The organism is Actinomadura sp. WMMB 499 (assembly GCF_008824145.1).
In the GTDB taxonomy this organism is placed as follows: Bacteria; Actinomycetota; Actinomycetes; order Streptosporangiales; family Streptosporangiaceae; genus Spirillospora.
Genome location: NZ_CP044407.1, coordinates 3,154,691 through 3,175,361, shown reverse-complemented (window position 1 = coordinate 3,175,361; position 20,671 = coordinate 3,154,691). Strand labels below are relative to the sequence as shown.

The 20,671-nt window shown below is 73.1% G+C and carries 18 protein-coding genes; 12 read left to right on the top strand and 6 right to left on the bottom strand.

Annotation, left to right across the window (positions count from 1 at the left end):
- Positions 1-61 precede the first annotated feature (61 nt).
- The 5 genes from F7P10_RS13775 (at position 62) to F7P10_RS13755 (ending at position 8,796) form a co-directional block, all read left to right on the top strand.
- Positions 62-1,987: a hypothetical protein gene (locus F7P10_RS13775; RefSeq protein WP_151009703.1), complete on the top strand. Its 1,926-nt coding sequence runs from the start codon at positions 62-64 to the stop codon at positions 1,985-1,987.
- Between the two features lie 104 nt (positions 1,988-2,091).
- Complete coding sequence (locus F7P10_RS13770) at positions 2,092-2,757, top strand: DUF4241 domain-containing protein (protein ID WP_176611452.1); 666 nt, start codon at positions 2,092-2,094, stop codon at positions 2,755-2,757.
- A 107-nt stretch (positions 2,758-2,864) separates the two neighbouring features.
- Positions 2,865-3,413 carry an SMI1/KNR4 family protein gene (locus F7P10_RS13765; RefSeq protein WP_151009701.1) on the top strand — a complete coding sequence of 183 codons (549 nt, stop codon included), beginning with the start codon at positions 2,865-2,867 and terminating at the stop codon, positions 3,411-3,413.
- 321 nt (positions 3,414-3,734) lie between these two features.
- Positions 3,735-5,777, top strand: coding sequence for a hypothetical protein (locus F7P10_RS13760; protein ID WP_151009700.1), 2,043 nt, complete (start codon positions 3,735-3,737; stop codon positions 5,775-5,777).
- 19 nt (positions 5,778-5,796) lie between these two features.
- The gene (locus F7P10_RS13755; RefSeq protein WP_151009699.1) at positions 5,797-8,796 is read left to right on the top strand and encodes an ATP-binding protein; all 3,000 of its coding nucleotides are present in this window, start codon (positions 5,797-5,799) and stop codon (positions 8,794-8,796) included.
- 57 nt (positions 8,797-8,853) lie between these two features.
- Here F7P10_RS13755 and F7P10_RS13750 read toward each other — a convergent pair whose 3' ends face one another.
- On the bottom strand, positions 8,854-9,543 hold the full coding sequence (locus F7P10_RS13750) for a hypothetical protein (protein ID WP_151009698.1): 690 nt from the start codon (positions 9,541-9,543) through the stop codon (positions 8,854-8,856).
- Between the two features lie 437 nt (positions 9,544-9,980).
- Complete coding sequence (locus F7P10_RS13745; protein WP_151009697.1) at positions 9,981-11,603, bottom strand: hypothetical protein; 1,623 nt, start codon at positions 11,601-11,603, stop codon at positions 9,981-9,983.
- A gap of 364 nt (positions 11,604-11,967) precedes the next feature.
- On the opposite strand from F7P10_RS13745, the gene F7P10_RS13740 reads away from it, so the two are divergent.
- Positions 11,968-13,218 (top strand): Mur ligase family protein, encoded by a 1,251-nt coding sequence (locus F7P10_RS13740; protein WP_151009696.1) that lies wholly within the window; start codon positions 11,968-11,970, stop codon positions 13,216-13,218.
- Positions 13,208-13,924, top strand: coding sequence for a type 1 glutamine amidotransferase (locus F7P10_RS13735; RefSeq protein WP_151009695.1), 717 nt, complete (start codon positions 13,208-13,210; stop codon positions 13,922-13,924). Before F7P10_RS13740 ends, F7P10_RS13735 begins: the two co-directional genes overlap by 11 nt.
- Before the next feature lie 55 nt (positions 13,925-13,979).
- Here the strand turns inward: F7P10_RS13735 and F7P10_RS13730 are convergent, their stop codons facing one another.
- The gene (locus F7P10_RS13730; protein ID WP_151009694.1) at positions 13,980-14,996 is read right to left on the bottom strand and encodes a TerC family protein; all 1,017 of its coding nucleotides are present in this window, start codon (positions 14,994-14,996) and stop codon (positions 13,980-13,982) included.
- Between the two features lie 109 nt (positions 14,997-15,105).
- Positions 15,106-15,468 carry a DsrE family protein gene (locus F7P10_RS13725; RefSeq protein WP_151009693.1) on the bottom strand — a complete coding sequence of 121 codons (363 nt, stop codon included), beginning with the start codon at positions 15,466-15,468 and terminating at the stop codon, positions 15,106-15,108.
- A gap of 274 nt (positions 15,469-15,742) precedes the next feature.
- On the opposite strand from F7P10_RS13725, the gene F7P10_RS13720 reads away from it, so the two are divergent.
- The 4 genes from F7P10_RS13720 to F7P10_RS13705 all read left to right on the top strand — a co-directional run bounded on the left by F7P10_RS13720 (position 15,743) and on the right by F7P10_RS13705 (position 18,759).
- Complete coding sequence (locus F7P10_RS13720) at positions 15,743-16,228, top strand: FABP family protein (protein WP_151009692.1); 486 nt, start codon at positions 15,743-15,745, stop codon at positions 16,226-16,228.
- A 388-nt stretch (positions 16,229-16,616) separates the two neighbouring features.
- Positions 16,617-17,033, top strand: coding sequence for a Fur family transcriptional regulator (locus F7P10_RS13715; protein WP_151009691.1), 417 nt, complete (start codon positions 16,617-16,619; stop codon positions 17,031-17,033).
- Between the two features lie 21 nt (positions 17,034-17,054).
- The gene (locus tag F7P10_RS13710) at positions 17,055-18,050 is read left to right on the top strand and encodes a folate-binding protein YgfZ (RefSeq protein ID WP_151009690.1); all 996 of its coding nucleotides are present in this window, start codon (positions 17,055-17,057) and stop codon (positions 18,048-18,050) included.
- Positions 18,051-18,219: 169 nt separating this feature from the next.
- Positions 18,220-18,759 carry a hypothetical protein gene (locus tag F7P10_RS13705; RefSeq protein WP_176611451.1) on the top strand — a complete coding sequence of 180 codons (540 nt, stop codon included), beginning with the start codon at positions 18,220-18,222 and terminating at the stop codon, positions 18,757-18,759.
- Between the two features lie 7 nt (positions 18,760-18,766).
- Here F7P10_RS13705 and dtd read toward each other — a convergent pair whose 3' ends face one another.
- A complete protein-coding gene (gene dtd, locus F7P10_RS13700) occupies positions 18,767-19,192 on the bottom strand; it encodes a D-aminoacyl-tRNA deacylase (protein ID WP_151009689.1) in 426 nt (141 codons plus the stop codon).
- A 100-nt stretch (positions 19,193-19,292) separates the two neighbouring features.
- On the opposite strand from dtd, the gene F7P10_RS13695 reads away from it, so the two are divergent.
- The gene (locus F7P10_RS13695) at positions 19,293-20,303 is read left to right on the top strand and encodes an asparaginase (protein WP_151009688.1); all 1,011 of its coding nucleotides are present in this window, start codon (positions 19,293-19,295) and stop codon (positions 20,301-20,303) included.
- On the opposite strand, the gene F7P10_RS13690 is transcribed toward F7P10_RS13695, so the two are convergent.
- The gene (locus F7P10_RS13690; protein WP_151009687.1) at positions 20,275-20,631 is read right to left on the bottom strand and encodes a hypothetical protein; all 357 of its coding nucleotides are present in this window, start codon (positions 20,629-20,631) and stop codon (positions 20,275-20,277) included. The two genes, F7P10_RS13695 and F7P10_RS13690, sit on opposite strands and share 29 nt — an antisense overlap.
- Positions 20,632-20,671: the final 40 nt, after the last annotated feature.

Below are 20,671 nucleotides of genomic sequence, written 5' to 3'. Positions count from 1 at the left end.
CAAGATCCTTAAATGGGCGTCCTCATCGCGACAGCACAAATCCCGTGGAGAGGCACCCCCCTTGCGTCGAACCCGAACTCTGGCCGTTCTGACGGCCCTGATCGTCGCGGTGACGACGTTCCTCGTCCCCGCGACCGCCCGAGCGGACGTCACGAACGCGAACCTGTCCGTGGCGTTCGACCGGCTCTCCGCCGACCGCACCGCCGCGCTCACGCTCACCGCCGAGTCGGCGAGCGGCATCACCGGCGTGGAGGTGACCGTCGAGCAGCCCGCGGAGGGCGACACCTGGACGTCCATCGCGACGCTCCCGCTCACCCGCACCGGCGGGACGGCGAACGACGGAACCTGGACGGGCGCGTACACGCTGGACATCGAGACCCATCCGGGCAGCACCCGGTTCGTCGCGGAGATCGCGTCGGCCGACGGGGCGACGCTGACCGCGGGTCATCAGTACGTCGACAACTGCCACCCGCTGACCATCACCGGACTGACCAGTTCGCCCGGCACGATCGACGCCGACACCCCGTTGACGGTCGCGGGCCGCGTCCTCGCGCAGAAGACGCGGGACGCCGAGCCCGAGCCCGCGCCGGACGTCTCCGTCTGGAACGCGACGTCCCCGGTGCTCACCGGCGCGGACGGCTCGTTCTCGTTCACCCACGCGTACGCGAGCCCGCTCTCGCTCCAGGCGAACCCCGGATGGCTCGCCGACGACCAGTGGTGCTCGACAGGCAGGTTCGCCCCTTCGCCCGAGATCACCCGGCAGTCCGTGGAGCTGTCGGCGGACATCGTCACGCCGCAGCCGGTCGGTGTCGGCGACGAGGTCGTCGTGGAAGGAAGCCTCCAGCGCAACGGCGCCGACGGCCTCGCTCCCGTCGCGAAGGTGTGGGTCGCCGCGCACGTCACCGCCGACGAGAAGCAGGAAGTCGCGGCGGCTCTCACGGCTGCTGACGGAACGTTCCGGCTGACGTTCGCGGCCGAGGAGGCCGGTCCCGTGACCGTGCAGAGCGCGCAGAACGACATCGTCTGGAGCGGCTTCGCCTCTCCGGGAGAGGTGTCGTTCGGGGACGGCCCGCAGATCTCCGGCTTCGACGTCACCCCGTCGCCCGTCGACTACGAGCAGCCGATCCGCGCCACCGGAACGCTCACGGACGCCGGGACCCCGATCGCGAACGCCGCGGTGTCGCTGCAGTTCTCCGCGACGGGTGAGACCTGGCAGGACGTCCAGAGCGGCCAGACGACCGCGACGGGCGCCTTCGACATCGAGAGCACGGCGACGACGCAGGACGGGTTCTGGCGCGTCCGGTACGAGAGCGCCGACGGCACGGCGACGGCGTCGAGCGAGATCCGCCAGGTGAAGGTCCGCTACGGGACGCTCCTGGAGGACTTCAGCGCCGCGGCCGGGCCGGGCGCAACGGTGACCCTCCAGGGCACGCTGCTCGGCTCCGACGGGTCGCCGCTGGGCGCGGAACTGCCCATCCACGTCTACTTCATGGCCGAGGGCGAGACGACCTGGGAGTTCCAGGGCACGGCCCAGTCCAGTGCCGCGGACGGTGCCTTCGCGGCGGAGTTCACGTCGTACGAGGACGGCTACTGGACGGCGGCGTTCTGGGGCGACGACGACTACTCGAGGTCGAACGCCCCGATCGGCCACGTGGACGTCCCCGGCCAGTACACGACGGCGTTCGCCGAGTTCGGCGCGTCTCCGGCGACGGTGGCGTCCGGTGAGACGATCACGGTCGCGGGACTGCTCACCCGGTCCGCGGGCGGCGGCGCCGCCGAGGCGGCCCCGGACCTGCCGGTCCACGTCTACTTCCTGCCCGCCGGCCAGCAGGAGTGGCAGGAGATGGTGGCGACCCGGACGGGCGCCGACGGACGCTTCGAGGAGACGTTCACCGCAGAGCAGGACGGCTACTGGACGGCGTGGTTCTTCGGCGACGAGGGCCACCTCAGCGTCAACTCCGGAAGCGCGCACGTAGACGTGCAATGACCGGCGCCGGCCGGGGCGTTCGACCGCGCGCCGAGATCGCGATCGAACGCCCCGGCCGCGCCCCGCTGAGACGGCGCACTCTACTGAGTGGAGGGAGGAATGGGATGGAAGAATTCGACTTAAGTCTCATGTTCGATTCGCACTGCAAGTTCTGGTGGGACAATGAAACGTGCTCGCTGATCGATGTCCAGCCGGTCGGGATGGTGCGTCTGCCCAGCGGACGTATCGTGGTTCAGGGCCCGGGTTGGAGAAGTGGCCCGGAAGTTGAGCATCTTGATGTGACGGTGCCGCCGGGTGATTATCCGGTCACATTGTCGATCTCAGAATGGAATCCTGCTCCGGTTCCGGATATCTCATCCCCGATGCGGCGGGTCAATGCCGCGAGAATCGGTGTGATCGATGAACCTGTAGTGTCGTGGGAACTCGCTTTCCATGCGGGACGCGCAGGCGGTGAAGCGAATGACGAGGTGTTCGACGGGTTCTCGGTGGACTCTGGGACCGGTTGCTTTTTCGATGCATCGGCGCGTCACGTTGTGGAGCGCATACAGCATGATGGTTCCGCGCTCGAGGAGGCGATGCTGCGCGTACTTGACGTCGGGGGTATCGAAGTCTCCAGTTGTGACCGCAGGTTCAATGTGGTCGTGTTCAAATGTGGAATGGGCGATGGGGGTTACCGGACCTGGATCGGCCGTACCGGGCGTGGCGAGGTCGCATGCTTTGTTGCCGACCTGGAGCTGCTGCGCCATAGCGTTGGTTTCGAACGCGTTTGATCGTCGCCGGGTTCACGTCCGGACCTCGTTGCGTGGAAGCGGCTCCATTTTGGTGTCGTCCTTCAAACGGCAAGAGTGAAACCAGGAAAATGTGGGGGAATTTTTCGATGACTTCGCTGCGGCGAATGCTCGAAATAATTGGCGAACCGGTGGAAGTGTCGGTTCCGATCGACTGGGGTGCGTTGGAGAGAAGGTTTGGCTCCCGTCTGCCCGCTGACTACGTGGAACTGTGCAATAGGTATCCAACGCTCAGGGTCGATAATTTCCTGGGCATTTTTCATCCGACTGCTGACGCGGATGATGGCGATTTGGTCTCGTGGGTGGACGACATTCTTGGGGGGGCTGAAGAATTGGTCGACGAATTCCCTGCGCTCGAGCTTGTTCCGTACCCGCTACATCCGGAGCGAGGCGGGCTGCTTCCCTGGGGGGTCACCGACAACAGCGATCATCTGTTCTGGAGAACCGGGGGAGATCCGGACGCCTGGACGGTCGTGGTCGCAGGTCATTCCTATGGGAAAGGTGCATGGTGGGAATTTGACGGATCGCTCACCGATTTCATCGTGGGGAGTGTCGATCGCCGGGTTGTTTGTCCAGTGCTCGATTCGGACTTCCCGTCCCCGGATGCGGCTATCACCCAGGTCCCGCTGTCGTCATAGGATCCGTTGCGCCGGCAGGTCGGGCTTGCTGGGGGCGGCGTCGGGCGGTCGGTGACCGGTGTCGCGGTGCAGGGGAGGCTCGGGATTGGCCGGATGTGGTCATGGGGGTGGGGTTGGGTGTCCGATCTTTCCTGCAGGTGAACCCGGTGACCGAATTGGGGTGGTGTGGCGGGCGGGGGTGCGTGGGTTCCGGCGAACGGGGCGCGTGAGCTCGCCAGGCTCTTTACCCTGTGCTGTGTAGAAAGCAGGACGTACAGCCCCGACCTTCCCCAGGCGTTCCCCCCGTACCGCGACTCCAGGGGTTCTCTCGACGTGACGGACATGGCGAGCGGGTCCGCGGCGGCGCGGCTCGCGCAGGCGGACCGCGTCTACGTGGGCTGGCGCTACGCGCAGGTGCACCCCGATCCGGGCCCGCCCCCCGAGGCCCCCGCGGAGCCGGAGCGGCCCGCGGCGCGGCCGCCGGTCCGGCAGCCGGGCGAGCACATGGCCGCCCGGCCGCTACGCATCGCCGCGATCGGGACGCTCGTCGGCGTCGGGCTGTTCCTGCTGTGCGGGATCGCCGGGGTGCTGCCGTGGCTGTTCGCGGGCGTCGGGCTCGTGGCGTGCGCGATCGTCCTCGGCATCACGGGCGGGGCGCTGTGGCGGGACGAGCGCGCGGTGCGGGAGCGGCTCGCGCGGTGGCGGGACCTGGACGAGCGGGAGCGCGCCGCGCGGGAGCGGCGGGCCGAGAGCGCGCGGGAGGCGCACGCGGCGGCGCTGCGGGAGTGGGAGGCGCGGCGGGCCGAGTACGACGGGCAGCGCGAGTGGTATCCGGTCGCGGTGCCGCCCGGTGTCGATCGGGTGGACGTGGTGGGCGGGACGCTCGCGGGCTGGTCGGCGGCCGTGACGACGATGGGCGCGGCGCGGCTCGCGGTGGGCGCGCGGCTCACGGTGATCGACCTGTCGGAGGGCGCGGTCGCGCACGACCTGCTGCGGCTCGCGGCGGATCGCGGGGACGATCCCCTCGTGTGGGTGCTGCCGAACGACCTGCCGAGACTGGACGTGACGCGGGGCCTGAGCCTGGAGGCGCTCGCCGACGTGCTGTCGCTCGTGGTGGGCGCGGGGGAGGAGCAGGACGGGACGCGGGACCTGTCGTTCGACAACTCGATCCTGGAGCGGCTCATCGAGGTGCTCGGCGCCGACGCGGGGATCCCGTCCATCACCGCGGCGCTGCGGGTGCTCGCGCAGGTCGGGGATCCGCGCGACGACCTGCGCAAGGGACTGCTGACCGAGGAGCAGCTCGAGCGGATCGGGACGCTGTTCGGGCGGGACGCGACGGACCGGATCGTGGTGCGGCGGGCGTGGGCGCTCGAGGCGCAGCTCCGGAAGCTGGAGCGGCTCGCGGCGGAACCGGTGGCGCTGCCGCCGTCGCGGCTGCACGTCGTCTCGATGGACCGGCGCGCGGGCGTCCTGACGAACCGGGTCCTGGGGACGTACGTGACGACGGCGCTGACGCACCGGGTGCGGGAGTCGCCGCCCGGCGGGCGGTGGGACCATACGCTGTTCCTGTGCGGCGCCGAGAAGATGCGCGGAGACGTCCTGGACCGGCTGATCGACGCGTGCGAGGCCACCGGGACCGGGCTCGTGCTGATGTACCGCTCGATCCCGCGGCACGTCCGGGAGCGGCTCGGACGGCGCGGGCACGCGGCCGTCGGGTTCATGCGGCTGGGCAACCCCGAGGACGCGCGGGTCGCGGCCGAGCACATCGGGACCGACAAGCCGCTCATCGTCGCGGAGATCACCGATTCGGCGGGGGAGACGCTGTTCGACGTCGCGGGCGAGACGTACGCGAGCACGGTCGCGTACGCGCGTCCGAGCGGGGACGTGCTGACCGACCCGGTGTGGTCGCCGCTGCCGGCCCCGGCGGCGGACTACTCGGTGCTGGCCGAGGGGATCGGCTCGGCGACGGCCTGGGGACGGACGGTCGCGGCGCTGCGGGCCGAGGCGGCCGCGGGCAAGCAGCGGTGCCGCGAGCTGCTCGTGGGGCCGCCGCAGCTGCAGGAGCTGCCGTCGACCGCGATGGTGTTCACGCACGCGGGCGCGTCCGGCCGCCGGATCACGCTGGTCGACGCCAATCCGGGGATCATCACGCTGCCGACCGCGCACTCGATGGAGTTCGAGGAGTACCTGCGCGAGCAGGAGAGCCTGTCGCGCCCCGAACCGGCCGAGCCGGGGACGCCCGAGGGGCCGCTGCCAGCGCCCGTCCCGGCGGACGCGCCGCAGGCCCCGCGGCACGCGCTGCCGCGCAGGTCCGGGGCGCACCGGATCGTCCCGATCCTCCGGCCGAACGGCAAGCACGCCGCCGATCCGCCGGCCGCCCCCTGACCTCCCGGATGCCGCCGTGATGCCGACGCAAGGCCCGACGCCGCCCTACCACCGGCCGCCCTACCCGGACGCCGCGCGGGCCGCGCCGCTCGACCTGCCCGGCCCCTGGTACCGGATCCGGTCCATCCCGGCGCCCGAGTGGACGGCGTCGGCCGAGCGGGACTTCGTGAGCGTGCTGCCCGCCGCGCTGTCGGCGGCCCGCGCGGGGCGCCCGTTCGTCGTCGGCTGGCTGTCGCCGGGCGGCGGCGCCCCGCTCGAGCTGATCACGAACGCGGGTCCGATCGGGCCGCCGGGCGGCACCGGCCCGCTGTTCCCGAGCGGTGCGCGCGGCGTCCCGATCGGGGACGGCTGGCTGCGCCGCGCGGAGCGGATGGCGTGGACGCGCTGTCCCGGACGGCCCGCGCCGCAGGCGGCTCCCGCGCCACCCGCCGCCGCCCGTCCCGGCGCGGGCCTGTTCGAGTCGACGCTGGTCACGCTGATGGAGCGGCCGTTCGGCTGGTTCGTGGTGGCCGAGCCGTGCGACGAGCGGCTGCTCGACACCGAGATGCGCGAGCTGCACCACGAGCTGCGGATGCTGCGCCGCGGCGAGGACGAGCACGCCCGCCTCGCCGTGTCCCGGACGGACCGGCGGCTCACCGAACTGGACGCGTTCCGGGAGGCGGGCCTCTGGCAGGTGCGGGTCCTCGCGGGCGCGAACGACCAGGACGAACTCGGGCAGATCGCGCCCGTCCTCGTCGGGTCGATGGACCTCGGCCACCACCCGTACCGGCTGCGGTCCGGGCACGGCGCCGGGACGTTCGCCGAGATGCTGCGGCCGGGCGCCGCGCCCGCGCCCGTGCGGGCGGCGGCCGAGTCCGAGCAGCGGTACCCGTTCGTCGCGACCGCCGGGGCGCTCGCCGCCCTCGCCGGGCTGCCGAACCGCGAGGTCCCGGGCGTGCGCGTCCTGGACGCCGGGTACTTCGACGTCACGTCCGAGACGGCCGCCGAGGCGGGCCCGGACGGTCCGGGGACGATCGAGCTCGGCGCGATCCTCGACGGCCAGGACCGCGAGGTCGGCCGGTTCACCGTGCCGCGCTCGACCGTCAACCGGCACGTGTTCGTCACCGGCGCGACCGGCGCCGGCAAGTCGCAGACCGTCCGGCACCTCCTGGAGCAGCTCACCCGCGCGGGCGTCCCGTGGCTCGCGATCGAGCCCGCGAAGTCGGAGTACGCGGCGATGGCCGGGCGGATCGCCGACCTCGGCGGGCCCGTCACCGTCGTCAACCCGTCCGACCCCGCCTCGGTGCCGCTGTCGGTGAACCCGCTCGCGCCCGAGCCCGGCTACCCGGTGCAGGCCCACATCGACATGGTGCGGGCCCTGTTCCAGGCCGCGTTCGACGCCGAGGAGCCGTTCCCGCAGATCATGGCGCAGGCGCTGCAGCGCGTGTACGAGGCGAACGGGTGGGACGTCGTGACGGGCGCGGGCGTCCCCGGCTCCCTCATCGAACCGGCCGTCCCGACCCTCGGGCAGCTCCAGAACGCCGCGCTCCAGGTCATCCAGGACGTCGGGTACGGGCGGGAGCTCATGGCGGACGTCCAGGGCTTCGTGGACGTCCGGCTGCGCTCGCTCCGGATCGGCTCGGCCGGACGGTTCTTCGAGGGCGGGCACCCGGCCGACATCGGCGGCATGCTCCGCGACAACATCGTGCTCGCCATCGAGGACGTCGCCAACGACGAGGACAAGGCGTTCCTGATGGGCACCCTCATCATCCGGATCGTCGAGCACCTGCGGATGCGGGAGCGGCGCCGCGGCGCCGACCGCGGCTCGGCGCTGCGGCACGTCATCGTCATCGAGGAGGCGCACCGGCTGCTGCGCAACCGCGGCCCCGAGCGCGGCTCCTCGCACGCCGTCGAGCTGTTCGCCGGGATGCTCGCCGAGATCCGCGCGTACGGCGAGGGCATCATCGTCGCCGAGCAGATCCCCACCAAGCTCGTCCCGGACGTCATCAAGAACACGGCGCTGAAGGTCGTCCACCGGCTCCCCGCGCACGACGACCGGCACCAGGTCGGCGCCGCGATGAACCTGGACGCCGACCAGTCGCGGGAGGTCGTGTCGCTGCGGCCCGGCGTCGCGGCCGTGTTCGCCGACGGGATGGACCGGCCGCTGCGCGTCCGCGTCCCGCTCGGCGAGGGCCGCGAGGCCGAACTGGCGGGCCCGCCGCCGCCCGTGGACGGCCGCCGCTCCGCCGCGTGCGGCTGCGAGTGCCGCGCCGGGCGCGCCTGCACCCTCTACGAGCTGCGCGAGGCCGACCTCGTCGCCGGGCACCCCGACTGGGCGTGGCTGCGGCTGTGGGCCGACGTGCTCGTCCTCGCGCACGTCGCGGGGCGCCCGCTGCCGGCCGTCCCGGCCGACCTGCGCCGCGCGTGGGTCCGGCTCACGTCCCGGCTGCGCGACTGCGCCCTCGCGACCGTCCTCGAACGGGCCGTCACCCGCCGCTCCTGGGCGCTGCGCACCGCGTACCCGCCCGCCGAGCTGACCGGCGCGGTCGCCGCCGTCGCCCGCCGCCTCCTCGACGGCGAGGACGCGCCGGGGAGCGTCCCGGCGCCGAGCTGGGTCATCCCGCAGGTGCGGTGGCTGCACGAATTCGACCGGCTGTTCCCGTACGGGACGGGCGCGCCCGACAAGCACGCGCCCGCACCGCCCCTCGACTACCAGCTCCCAGGGCTCAAACAGCAGCCGGACGCGAAACTGGGGCACCGCCTGCGCGCGCTCCGCCGCCACCCCCTGTCGATGGAACTCGAACGCAACCGCCCCCTGGCCCTCACCGCGCTCTACGGGGACGACGACCACGCGGCCTTCTACCGCGACCTCTCCGACGTCACGATCGGCCTCGAGCAGGACGAAGAGATCGAGCACGTCGCGGGCACGATGGGCGTGACCGGCTGGCTCGAACCCGTCCTGAGCTGGCCCGACCGGTTCGTCCTGCCGTTCGCCGACCCGTCCGCCGGCCTGCCGTTCGCACCCCCGCCGGACGCCTGACGGACGGGCCGGTCGGATGCGGGCCGGTCGGATGCGGGCCGGTGAGATGCGGGCCGGTCAGATGTCGTCGCTCGACCGGTGCGGGAGTCCCGCCTCCTGCGCGATCGCCGACCAGTAGCCGACGAACTCGTTCTTCGCCGACGACGCGCGCCCGTTCACGTCCGACACCTCCGACGGCGACGGGCAGCCCGGCGCGACCGCGAGGTAGCGCTCGTTCGACTCCACCGACGCCTCGAGCGCCCGCACCAGCGCCCCCTTCAGCCGCTCCCCGTCGTCGAGCGCCCCGACGTCCAGCGCGCGGGCCCGCTCGAGCTGCGACCGCCGGCTCTCCAGCACCCGCTCCAGCCCCGCGACGCCGCAGTCCTCGTCGATGACCACCGACGCGAGGTCGGAACGCGTCGCCCCCATGTCCGCGAGGATCCCGTCCACCGCGCCCGCCTGCTCCCGGAACGCCGCGTCCGACTGCGGCTCCGGCTCGTCCGCCGGCTCCGCCTCCGGCGCGGTCGAGCCGTCCCCGGTCGTGCTCGACCCCGCCGCGGGCAGCCCGTTCCCGGACCGCGGCTCGGACCCGCTCGGCCAGAACACGATCCCGAACGCGACGAGCGCCAGCGCCACCGCGCCCGCCGCGACCAGGACGAGCGGCTTGCGGTCCGGCTTCGGCGGCGCGGGCGGCTGCCAGATCGCCGGTTCCGCCCACGGCTCCCGGGACAGCGGGATCGACGTCTCGCCGGACCCCCGCGGCGGCATCGGCGTCGTATGGTCCTGCGGCTGGTCCTGCGGCGGGGACGGCCACGGCACCTGGCCCGGGGCACCCGGGTCGTGCGCGGGGATCGTCGGCGGGTCGGGCGCCGGGATCGTGGGCGGATCGTTCCGGACGTCCTGGACCGTCGGACCGGCCCACGCCCCGTCGCGCTGATCGCGGACCGTCTCGTCCCCGCCGAGCCGGGCGTTGCACCAGAGGCACTGAGGCGACGTCGGTGACGTGTCGCTTCCACAAGCCGGGCACCGCATAGAAGCCCCTAACCGCAGGAGGTCCCCCGACGGTGACAAGATACTGCGGGACACGCCGGATCGTCCCGCCGAGCGCGCCGTCCGTCGCCCGACCGTGACCGGACGGCTACGCGGGTTCGGCGCACTTCGGCGCGCGGAAGCGAAGCCTCCCGCCGGCCGGGGACGAACACGGGTCAGACGCGCCGCCAGTCGCGCGCCGGGAGACCGGTCTTCTGCGCGACCGGGTTCCACAGCTGCACGAACTGCTGCTTCGCGGTCGTCGCGCGCCGGTTGTCCTCCTTCGTCCCCTGCACCTGCGCCGCGCTGGGCTTCGGCTTCCCGTCGCAGTTCGGCTGCACCTGCCGTGCCCAGTTCAGGTACTTCTCGTCGACGTCCAGCGACGCCTGCAGTGCCTGCGACAGGGACGTCCGCAGCCGCTCACCGTTCTGCACCTGGTCGAGCTGCATCTCCCTGGTGCGCTGCAACTGGTTCTGCCGCCGCTGCGCGACCGTCTCGAACCCCTGGATCGCCTGCGGCAGCGACTCGCACTTCGCGGCCCGGGTGAGCGCCGCGCCCAGCACCGAACGCGTGGCGGTGCTCGCGTCCAGCACCTCGTTCATGACGGACGCCTGCTGCTTCGTCTCGGCCGAGACCGGGTCCTTCTGCGCCACCGGAGTGCTCGACGGCGTCGTCCCGGGCTGCGCGGTGTTCCCGCCGGGCTCCTCGTCCCCGCCGGACGGCCACGCCACCAGCGCCACGGTCGCGACGGCCACCGTCACCAGCGCCGCCACCGCCGCGATGAGGACCTTGTTCGGGGCCGCGCCGTCCCGCCGCGGCGCGCCGTACCCGGCGTGGGGGCCGCCCGGCCCCATCTCCATGTGCCCCATCGGGCCGCCCATGGGCATCGGCCCGGGGCCCGCCGGGCGGTCCATCATCGTGCGGTCGTGGGCGCCCGCGCCCGCTCCGGGCGTCCACGCCCGCGTCGCGGCGTCGGGCTCCTGCGGCTTGCGCGGCTGCGCGAACCAGGAGTCCGGGACGATCGACTCGGTGGGCCGCGGCGCGTCCGCCAGCCCGAACGGGTTCGCGGGCGGCGGCGCCGCGGGCGCCGGGGCGGGGGCCGGGGCGGGGGCGGGCCGCGCCGGACCGCCACCGAGCACGGGCAGCCCGGGAATGCTGTCGTCATCGTCGTCGGGGTCGAACGCCCACGGCGCCGTCGACTCCCCGGTGGCCTCGGCGGGCCCGTCCTCGCCCGTCCGGCCCGGATCGCCGAGCGCCGGGCCCGCTCCGGGACGCGCGGGCGGCGGCCCGGCGGGCGTGCTCGGGATGTCGCGGACCGTCGAGTTCGCGTCCGGCGGCCCCGGCATCCCGGGCCCGCCCGAACCGGACGGGGCGGGGGCGTACGGGTCCGGCCGCGCCGGGCCGGAAGGGAACGCGCCCGACGGGTACGGGCCCGCCGGAGCAACGCCCGACGCTGCGGGGCCGGACGGTGCGAGGCCGGAGGCGTACGGGTCCGGCTGGGCGGGGCCGGAGGCGTACGGGTCCGGCTGGGCCGGGCCGGGGGCCGGTGAACCGGGAAGCGGCGCCGAGCCGGACACCGCCGGGTGCGCCGGGTGCGCCGAAGGGTTCGCCGGGGCCCAGGACGGGTTCGGCGGCGGGACCATCATCGTGCCCTCACCGAGGGCGTCCGCGGGGGCGTCGGCCACCGGCGCCGCGAGCGGGCCCGGGGCGCCCGGCCCGTACGCGTCGTTCGGCGCCTCGCAGGTCGAACACCTGCCGAGCGTCCCGGGCGTGTTGGAGCCGCACGTCGGACACTGCATCGCTCTGACCTCGCCTTATCGCCGCTTCGCCCACGTCTGCGATCCCGGCCCGCAGGGCCGGGCGGGTGCCGCTTCCCCCGCAAAGCGCAGGGCTCCCGACAAAAGTAGTGGGTGAGGCCCCATCGGGGCGTGTGGTTGGGAATCTGGCTCACCGCACGTCGGGGCTCGCACCGAATCACGAGATCTTGGTACGGGTCAAGATTGCCGTGGCCGGTTTACGCCGAACGTTATGATGCTGCTCACACCGGCTCTCCGGGGCCGGTGCGGGCTTTCCGCGAAGCGGGCGGGCGCGCCGCGAGCGGTACGTGCAGCGGCTAGGCTCGGAAGACGGTTTACCCCGGCGCATCCAGAGAAGACGGAGTCAATGAGCGATCTTCCGCTGCGTTCGCAGCTGGCCGTCGCGCTCGGCCGCACGGCCGCGAAGATGTCCCGGATGGCGGGCCGCGGGGACGGCTCGGTGATCGGAGGCCGGATCGGACTCCGGCTCGACCCCGAGCTGCTGACCAGGCTCGCCCGGGACCGCAAACTCGTCCTCGTCAGCGCGACGAACGGCAAGACGACGACGACCCGGCTGATCACCTCGGCGATGACGCCGCTGGGGGAGGTCGCCACGAACGCGTTCGGCGCGAACATGCCCACCGGGCACGTGTCCGCGCTGGCGTCCTCGCCGACCGCCCGGTACGGCGTGCTCGAGTGCGACGAGAAGTACGTCCCGATGGTCCTTCGGGAGACCGGCGCGAACATCGTCGCGCTGATGAACCTGAGCCGCGACCAGATGGACCGTGCCGCCGAGATCTGGCTGCTCGCCGGCAAGTGGCGCAAGGCGCTCGAGGCGGCCCCGCAGAGCCACGTCATCGCGAACTGCGACGACCCGCTGGTCACCTGGGGCGCGTCGACCGCGAAGAGCGTGACGTGGGTCGCGGCGGGCCAGCACTGGCGCGAGGACTCGTGGTGCTGCCCCGAGTGCGGCGGCCCCCTCGACCGGCAGGACACCGACGAGGACAGCGACTGGGCCTGCCGCGAGTGCCACTTCCGCCGCCCGCGTCCCGACTGGACGCTCAAGGGCGACACGATCACGGCACCGGACGGGCGCGTGTTCCCGCTGTCGGGGCTGTCGCTGCCCGGTCGGGCGAACCGGTCGAACGCGCTCGTCGCGCTCGCGGTCGTCGCGCAGTTCGGCGTCCCGCCCGAGCAGGCGCTGCCGCTGCTGTCGCAGGTGACGTCGGTCGCGGGCCGGTACACGACGGTCGAGCACGAGGGCCGCAGCATCCGGCTGCTGCTGTCGAAGAACCCCGCGGGCTGGCTGGAGGCGTTCGACGTCCTGCAGCCGCCGCCCGGCCCGGTCGCGCTGTCGATCAACGCGCAGGGGCCGGACGGGCGCGACACGTCCTGGCTGTGGGACGTCGACTACCGCATCCTGCGCGGGCGTCCCGTGTGGGTGACGGGGGAGCGGCGCATCGACCTCGCGGCCCGGCTCGAGGCCGCGGACGTGTCGTTCACCGTGATCGACGACATCGACCAGGCGGTCATGGGGGTGCCGCCCGGGCACCTCGACGTGATCGCGAACTACACCGCCTTCCAGAGCATCCGAACGAGGTACGGCCGTGTCGTCTGACCGCATCAAGATCGTCTGGATCTACCCGGACCTGCTCAGCACCTACGGCGACCAGGGCAACACGATCGTCCTGGAGCGCCGCGCGGCGCTGCGCGGGATCCCGACCGAGACCGTGAGCCTGCGCTCGGACGAGCCCGTCCCCGCCGACGGCGACATCTACCTGCTCGGCGGCGGCGAGGACCGGCCGCAGATCCTCGCCGCGCAGCGCCTCGGCAACGACGGCGGTCTCGCGCGCGCCGTCCAGTCGGGGGCGGTGGTGTTCGGGGTGTGCGCCGGCTACCAGATCCTCGGCCGCGAGTTCGGCGGCGAGGAGGGGCAGCAGCTGCCCGGCCTCGGCCTGCTCGACATCACGTCCGGACGGGGCGAGCAGCGTGCCGTCGGCGAGCTCGTCGGGGACGTCGCGGGCGAGCTGAACGTGCCGCGCATCACCGGCTTCGAGAACCACCAGGGCGTCACCCGGCTGGGCCCGAACGCCCGCCCGTTCGCGCAGGTGGTGCACGGCATCGGCAACGGCGACGGCTACGAGGGCGCCTACACCGGGCGGGTGCTCGGCACGTACATGCACGGTCCCGCGCTCGTCCGCAATCCGGGCCTCGCCGACCTGCTGCTCACCTGGGCGGCCGGGCGGCAGCTGCAGCCGCTGGACGACTCGTGGGCGGGCCGGCTCCGCGAGGAGCGGCTGAACGCCGTCACCGGCGCCGCCTGACCCGGACCCGGTCGTTCACCCCGCGCGGACGGGACGTCGCGCGGGGTGAAGCCGGTCAGGACTGCGACTCGGACGGCTCCTCCTCGCGCTTGCGGGTCTTGCGGAGCGAGCCGGGCTTGGCCTTCTCCTCGGGGTGTTCCTTGACGCGCATCAGGCTGGCGACCGTGGTGACGATCAGGATCGTGATGATGACGGCGAGCGAGATCGGGGTCGCGATGTGCGGGATCGAGTGCGACACGTCCTCGTGCAGGAACTGCAGGATCAGCTTGGCGCCGATGAACGCGAGGATCGCCGACAGCCCGATGGAGAGGTAGACCAGCCGGTCCAGCAGGCCCTCGATGAGGAAGTACAGGGCGCGGAGGCCGAGCAGCGCGAACGCGTTCGCCGAGAAGACGATGAACGCGGACTTCGTGACGCCGTACACCGCGGGGATGGAGTCGAGCGCGAACAGCAGGTCGGTGCTGCCGATGGCGACGAAGACGATCAGCAGCGGCGTCATGACGCGCTGCCCGTTCTCGTGGGCGAACATCCGGCCGCCGTGGTAGTCGGTCGTCATCGGCATGATCTTGCGCGCCTGCCGGACGACGAGGGTGTCCTCGACGTCGGGCTCCTCGTTGCGGTGCCGGACCAGCTGGACGGCCGTCCAGATCAGGATCAGCCCGAAGATCAGGAACGTGAACGAGAACAGGTTGATGAACGCGGCCCCGACCATGATGAGGATCACGCGCAGTATCAGGGCGGCGGCGATGCCGAACAGCAGCACCCGCTGCTGGTACTCGGCGGGGACGCTGAACCGCGCCATGATGATCACGAAGACGAAGAGGTTGTCGACCGACAGGCTCTTCTCGACGATGTAGCCCGCGAAGTACTCCGTACCGGCCTGATGTCCGACGAGCATCCACACGGCCAGGCCGAACAGCAGTGCGACGGCGATGTAGAAGACCGACCAGAAGGTCGCTTCACGGAAGTGGACTGCGTGCGGCTTGCGGACCGCGACGACGAAATCGAGAACGAACAGCGCGAGGACCAGCCCGATCGTCGCGACCCAGGCCCATGCGGGGATGTCCACCATGCGGAACGTGTCTCCTGTGTTCGGGGCGTCGGCAGACTCATTACCATTTCCGGGCCGATCAACCGGAATGGCGCGGCGCGCGACCTCGGAGGCCCGGGCCGGGCGCGCGTCAGTACACGAGGGCCTGGACGCCGTCCGCGGTGATCTCCTCGACGAACGTGGGCGCCCCGGCGATGCGGATGCCGGGCAGGACGTCGTCCGGGCCGATGTCGCGGCGGGCGGCGCACTGCGTGCAGAGGGTCACGCGGCCCGCGGCCAGGATGACGGCCAGCAGATCGTCCAGCGGCGTGGCGTGCGGCAGCTCGAACCCGGCGGCCCGGTCCGGCAGCGCGAACCACGCGGACTCGCCGGTCAGCCAGAGCGACACCGGGACATCGCTCGCCGCGGCCGCCGCCGCGACCGTGAACGCCTGGTTGCAGCGCTCGGGGGCGTCCGCCCCGGCCGTCACCTTGATCACCAGAGGTCGTGCCATGCAGGCACTCTACAAAGCCCGCCCCGGACGGACGCGCGGTTCGCCGCGCGGCCCGCGAACTCTCATGTTCGCCGCGCGGCCGGGCCCGGTGCGGCGTCCGGCTCCGCGCCCGGCCGGGGCCGTATAGTCGTCCGTCCGGCGGGCTCGGGAGGTGCCGTGGGCGGAGTGGTGAACGCGAGCGTCCTGGTGGGGGTGCTGGGGCTGGTGGCGGTGGTCGCCGTCCTGCTCGTGGTGCGGCTCGGGCGGCTGCGGTAGCGCGCTACGCTCGGTTGCCATGGAGCCTGAGCTGCACCCCGACCTTGAGCCGCTGAAGTTCCTCCTCGGCACGTGGGAGGGCGCCGGCGTCGGCGGGTACCCGACGATCGAAGAGTTCAACTTCGGTCAGGAGATGTCCTTCACCCACAACGGCAAGCCGTTCCTGATCTACACCAGCCGGACGTGGCTGATCGAGCCGGACGGGACGCTCGGGCGCCCGCTCGCGACGGAGACGGGCTACTGGCGGCCGCGTCCCGACCACCGGCTCGAGGTGACGCTGGCGCACCCGACGGGCATCGTCGAGATCTACGTCGGGAACGTCGCGTTCCACCGGGTGGAGCTGAAGACCGACGTCGTGGCGCGCACCGAGTCGGCCAAGGAGGTCACGGCCGGGCACCGGCTGTACGGGCTGATCGGCGAGGACCTGGGGTGGGCGTACGACATGGCGGCCGTCGGGGAGAAGCTCCAGGCGCACGTGTCGGCCCAGCTGAAGAAGGTCTCCTGACGGCCCGCGTCCCACGGGCCTCCGGCCCGGCGGGGCCCCGGACATGAACGATCCCCGGACCTTCCCGCTCGGAACGGGTGATGGACAGGACGGGTCCATCGGTCCGGGGACCGGGTAACTGCCTGGTATTCGCCGGTCACCGTCGCGACCGGTTGCCGCCGCCGGGGGGCGGCGGCGCCGAGGCGGAACGGCGACTAGCGGACAGTCACCTCGCGAGTCCTACTGCAAACCATTGCTTGGACCACCTCCTTTCACGCGTACCTCGCACGCTATGCGAGAGATCCGGCGCGGAGCAAACGAATTCCGGGACGTCTTCGACCGGCCCCATCGGGCATACACTCGGGTCATGGCGGAGCGCGGCGGCACGGAGCGCACGATGGAGCGCGGTATGGCTGAGTCGTGGCAGCAGGAGCTGCGGGCGAAGGGGTACCGGGTCACCCCGCAGCGCCAGCTCGTGCTGGAGGCGGTCACGAACCTGGAGCACGGGACGCCCGAGGAGATCTGCACCGAGGTCCAGCGGACCGCGCGGGGCGTGAACATCTCGACGGTGTACCGGACGCTGGAACTGCTGGAGGAGCTCGGGCTCGTCAAGCACGCGCATCTCGGGCACGGGCCGCCGAACTACCACCTGGCGGCGGAGGCCGAGCACATCCATCTCGTCTGCCGGGGCTGCCACACCGTGGAGGACGTCGACCCGGCGGCGGCGGAGGGGCTCGCGGCGCTGCTGGAGCGCGAGCAGGGGTTCGAGACGGACGTGCACCACCTCACGGTCTACGGGCGCTGCAAGGAGTGCCGGGGCGGCTGACCGCCGCATAGTGTGGGGTTCATGGAGAGCCCGTTGCTGCAGTCGCCCGGAGCCGTCGCCGCCGATCCGCCCGACGAGGGCGTCGCCGCGCACTACGGGGAGCCCGCGCAGGAGCAGCGTGCCCTGGCGGCGGGGGACGCGTTCGTCGACCGGAGCGACCGGGGCGTCGTGCGGGTCTCCGGGCCCGACCGGCTGAGCTGGCTGCACAGCCTGCTCAGCCAGCACCTGGACGCGCTGGAGCCGCACCGGCCGACCGAGGCGCTGCTGCTCAGCCCGAACGGGCACATCGAGCACCACCTCTTCCTCGTGGACGACGGCGAGGCCGTCTGGGCGCACGTCGAGCCGGGCACGGCGCCGTCCCTCGTGGAGTTCCTCGACCGGATGCGGTTCATGCTGCGCGTCGAGGTCGCCGACGTGTCGGACGCGTACATGGTCGTCACCGGCCCGTCGACCTGGGACTCACCGGGCGACGTCCCGTCCTGGCCGGACGCGGCGGGGACGACGACCCGCGTCGTCCCCCGCGCCGGCGGCTTCCCCGCGAACGCGCGGCCCGCGGGCCTGTGGGCCTACGAGGCGCTGCGGATCGCGGAGCACCGGCCCCGCTTCGGTCTCGACACCGACCACCGGACGATCCCGCACGAGGCCGGGCTCGTCGAGACGGCCGTCCACCTGGAGAAGGGCTGCTACCGGGGGCAGGAGACGGTCGCGCGCGTCCACAACCTGGGGCGCCCGCCGCGCCGCCTGGTGTTCCTGCACCTGGACGGCAGCGTGGACCGGCTCCCGGCGCACGGCGATCCGGTCGAGATCCCGGGCGGCCGCCAGATCGGGTTCGTGGGGTCGGCGGCCCGGCATCACGAGCTGGGGCCGATCGCGCTCGCGACCGTGAAGCGGAACGTCCCGGTCGACGCCGAGCTGCTGGCCGGCGGGGTCGCCGCCGCGCAGGAGGTCATCGTGTCGCCCGACACGGGAGCCAACGCGCAGATCGACCTGCGCCGCCGCCCCGCCGCCCGCGGCTGACACCAGCACACCGCGCAGGACCAGGCACACGGGGCGTGCCGAGCACGCCGGGCGTGCCGAGCGCACCGGGCGGAGCGCGCGTCGGGGGTAACGCCGCGGGGCGGTTCGCCATATCGTCGGACATGCAGGATTCTGACGGGCGTGCCCCGGTGAAAGGCGGTTTCTGCCGATGGTCGCGAACTCCGGCGGTCAGCCTCCCGGTCAGCCTCCCGGTGAGTCCCCGTCCCGGCCGCGCCGGACGGCCGGCCGCAAGGGCGGTTCGCGGCGGCGACCGCGCCGGGAACCGGCGGCGGCCTGGTGGGCCGGGTTCGCGGCGCTCGCCGCGGCCGCCGTGTGGCTGGGCTCGTGGCGGGTGGCGCTCGTGGGCCTGCTCGGCTGGTGCCTGTACCAGTTCGCGCTCGTCCCGACGCTGTGCCGGGTGCTGACCCCGCAGGGCTACGCGTGCGCCGAGCGGGCCCGCGGACGGCTGTTCGCCTGCGGCCCCGAGCACCAGCGGGTGAAGAACGGCGCGCTGCGTCGCCTCGCCGGCCGGCGCCGCCGCCGCACCGCGAACCACGACGGTCCCGGCGACGTGCACGACGCCACCGGCGTGGTCGTGGTGTCGGGGGACGTCCGGGGCCGCCTCACCTCTCCGGACCGCGCGCTGCTCCTGCTCGCGGCCGCCGGGACGATCGCGGTCGTGGCCGCGATCGTCCACGACCTGCGCTGACGCGGCCTCAGAGCTCCAGGACGAGCGTGATCGGGCCGTCGTTGACCAGCGCGACCCGCATGTCCGCGCCGAACTCGCCCGTCTCGACCTCGGCGCCGAGGGCGCGCAGCTCGGCGACGACGGCGTCCACCAGCGGCTCGGCGACGGGGCCGGGCGCGGCGGCCGTCCAGCCGGGGCGGCGGCCCTTGCGGGCGTCGCCGTAGAGGGTGAACTGGCTGACGACGAGGAGCGGCGCGCCGAGGTCCGAGCATGACTTCTCTTCGTGCAGGATGCGCAGCCCCCACAGTTTCGCGGCCATCTTGCGGGCCTTCGCCTCGTCGTCGTCGTGCGTGACGCCGACCAGGACCATCAGGCCCGGACCGTCGATCGCGCCGACGACGCGGTCGGCGACGGTCACGCTCGCACTGCTCACCCGTTGGACTACCGCTCTCATGGGCAGGCATTCTGCCGCCTCCGGGGGAGCGGCGCTCGGCGGGTGCCGCCCGCCCGTCCGGCCGAGGATCAAACCGCGCCCGACCGGGCATGATGAGGCCATGATCAATCCGGTGCTGGTCGAGGTGGAGCGGTCCGGGTTCGTGGAGTCGCGGCATCGCGGCGCCGCGGCCGGGCTCGCGGTGGACGGGACGCAGGCGGTGCGGGCCGGGACGGTCGAGGAGCCGATCTTCCCGCGCTCCGCGAACAAGCCGCTGCAGGCCGTCGCGATGCTGCGGTCCGGGCTGGAGCTGGAGGGGGAGCTGCTGGCGCTCGCCGCCGGGAGCCACTCGGGGGAGGATTTCCACGTCGAGGGCGTCGAGAAGATCCTCGCGGGGGCCGGGCTGACGGCGGACGACCTGCGCTGCCCCGAGTCGTGGCCGATCGACCCCGGCACCGCGCGCTCCTGCTCGGGGCCGTCGCGCGTCCGGATGAACTGCTCGGGCAAGCACGCGGCGATGCTCGCCACGTGCGTCGCGGCGGGGTGGCCGACGGCGTCCTACCTGGACCCGGAGCACCCGCTGCAGCAGGCGGTGCGCGAGGTGGTGGCGGAGCTGTCGGGCGAGCGGGTCGCGGCGACCGGGGTGGACGGCTGCGGGGCGCCGCTGTTCGCGATCTCCACGCTGGGCGTCGCGCGCGCCTACCGGGCGCTGGTGCTGGCCGCGCCGGACGCCGCCGAGGGCCTGGTCGTGGACGCGATGCGCACCCACCCGCAGTGGACGTCCGGGACCGCGCGCGAGGAGCGCCGGCTGATGGACGCCGTCCCGGGCCTGCTGGTCAAGTGCGGTGCGGAGGGCGTGGACGCGTTCGCGCTCGCCGACGGCCGGGCCGGTGCCGTCAAGATCGACGACGGGGCGATGCGGGCCCGGACGCCGGTGACCGTCGCGCTGCTGCGCGCCCTCGCGCGGAGCGTGCCGGGCGACGGCGCGCTGGACGGCGGCGTGCCGGGTACGCCCGCGGGCGGCCTGCCGGAGGCCGCCGACGCGGGCGCGCTGGACGAGCTGGCGACGGAGCGGCTCCACGGCGGAGACGGCGTCGCGGGCGTCATCCGCCCGGCCCCTGGCGCGTTCTAGCCGGCGGGGGCTGATCGTAGTCGCGCTCCTCCGGCGGGACCCTCGGCTCGCGTCCCGGCTGCGGGTTGTCGCGCTGGAACTCGTCGAACTGGGTCGACTTCTCCGGCGGGTAGCTGTGCGAGAACATCCCGGGCCGGTAGGTGTAGGTGCCGCCCTGCTCCATGCCGCGGTGGTTGTGCTGGTCGTTGCGGCGATCCGGGTGGATCTTCCTGGACGAGGACGCGATCGTCAGGTACAGCCACGTCAGCAGGCCCAGCACGCCGAGGACGGGGATGAACCACATCAGGATGTGACCGGGCGTCGCGTAGGCCGCGATGGTCGCGAACATCGATCCCACCTCCCTGGCCGGTGTGGTGCCCGCCGGCGCG

Excerpts from the sequence above, each read along its gene's own strand:
- F7P10_RS13770 (WP_176611452.1), top strand. The coding sequence starts at position 2,092 with ATGGAAGAATTCGACTTAAGTCTCATGTTCGATTCGCACTGCAAGTTC.
- F7P10_RS13765 (WP_151009701.1), top strand. The coding sequence starts at position 2,865 with ATGACTTCGCTGCGGCGAATGCTCGAAATAATTGGCGAACCGGTGGAA.
- F7P10_RS13760 (WP_151009700.1), top strand. The coding sequence starts at position 3,735 with ATGGCGAGCGGGTCCGCGGCGGCGCGGCTCGCGCAGGCGGACCGCGTC.
- F7P10_RS13755 (WP_151009699.1), top strand. The coding sequence starts at position 5,797 with ATGCCGACGCAAGGCCCGACGCCGCCCTACCACCGGCCGCCCTACCCG.
- F7P10_RS13750 (WP_151009698.1), bottom strand. The coding sequence starts at position 9,543 with ATGCCGCCGCGGGGGTCCGGCGAGACGTCGATCCCGCTGTCCCGGGAG.
- F7P10_RS13745 (WP_151009697.1), bottom strand. The coding sequence starts at position 11,603 with ATGCAGTGTCCGACGTGCGGCTCCAACACGCCCGGGACGCTCGGCAGG.
- F7P10_RS13740 (WP_151009696.1), top strand. The coding sequence starts at position 11,968 with ATGAGCGATCTTCCGCTGCGTTCGCAGCTGGCCGTCGCGCTCGGCCGC.
- F7P10_RS13730 (WP_151009694.1), bottom strand. The coding sequence starts at position 14,996 with ATGGTGGACATCCCCGCATGGGCCTGGGTCGCGACGATCGGGCTGGTC.
- F7P10_RS13725 (WP_151009693.1), bottom strand. The coding sequence starts at position 15,468 with ATGGCACGACCTCTGGTGATCAAGGTGACGGCCGGGGCGGACGCCCCC.
- F7P10_RS13720 (WP_151009692.1), top strand. The coding sequence starts at position 15,743 with ATGGAGCCTGAGCTGCACCCCGACCTTGAGCCGCTGAAGTTCCTCCTC.
- F7P10_RS13715 (WP_151009691.1), top strand. The coding sequence starts at position 16,617 with ATGGCTGAGTCGTGGCAGCAGGAGCTGCGGGCGAAGGGGTACCGGGTC.
- F7P10_RS13710 (WP_151009690.1), top strand. The coding sequence starts at position 17,055 with ATGGAGAGCCCGTTGCTGCAGTCGCCCGGAGCCGTCGCCGCCGATCCG.
- F7P10_RS13705 (WP_176611451.1), top strand. The coding sequence starts at position 18,220 with ATGGTCGCGAACTCCGGCGGTCAGCCTCCCGGTCAGCCTCCCGGTGAG.
- dtd (WP_151009689.1), bottom strand. The coding sequence starts at position 19,192 with ATGAGAGCGGTAGTCCAACGGGTGAGCAGTGCGAGCGTGACCGTCGCC.
- F7P10_RS13695 (WP_151009688.1), top strand. The coding sequence starts at position 19,293 with ATGATCAATCCGGTGCTGGTCGAGGTGGAGCGGTCCGGGTTCGTGGAG.
- F7P10_RS13690 (WP_151009687.1), bottom strand. The coding sequence starts at position 20,631 with ATGTTCGCGACCATCGCGGCCTACGCGACGCCCGGTCACATCCTGATG.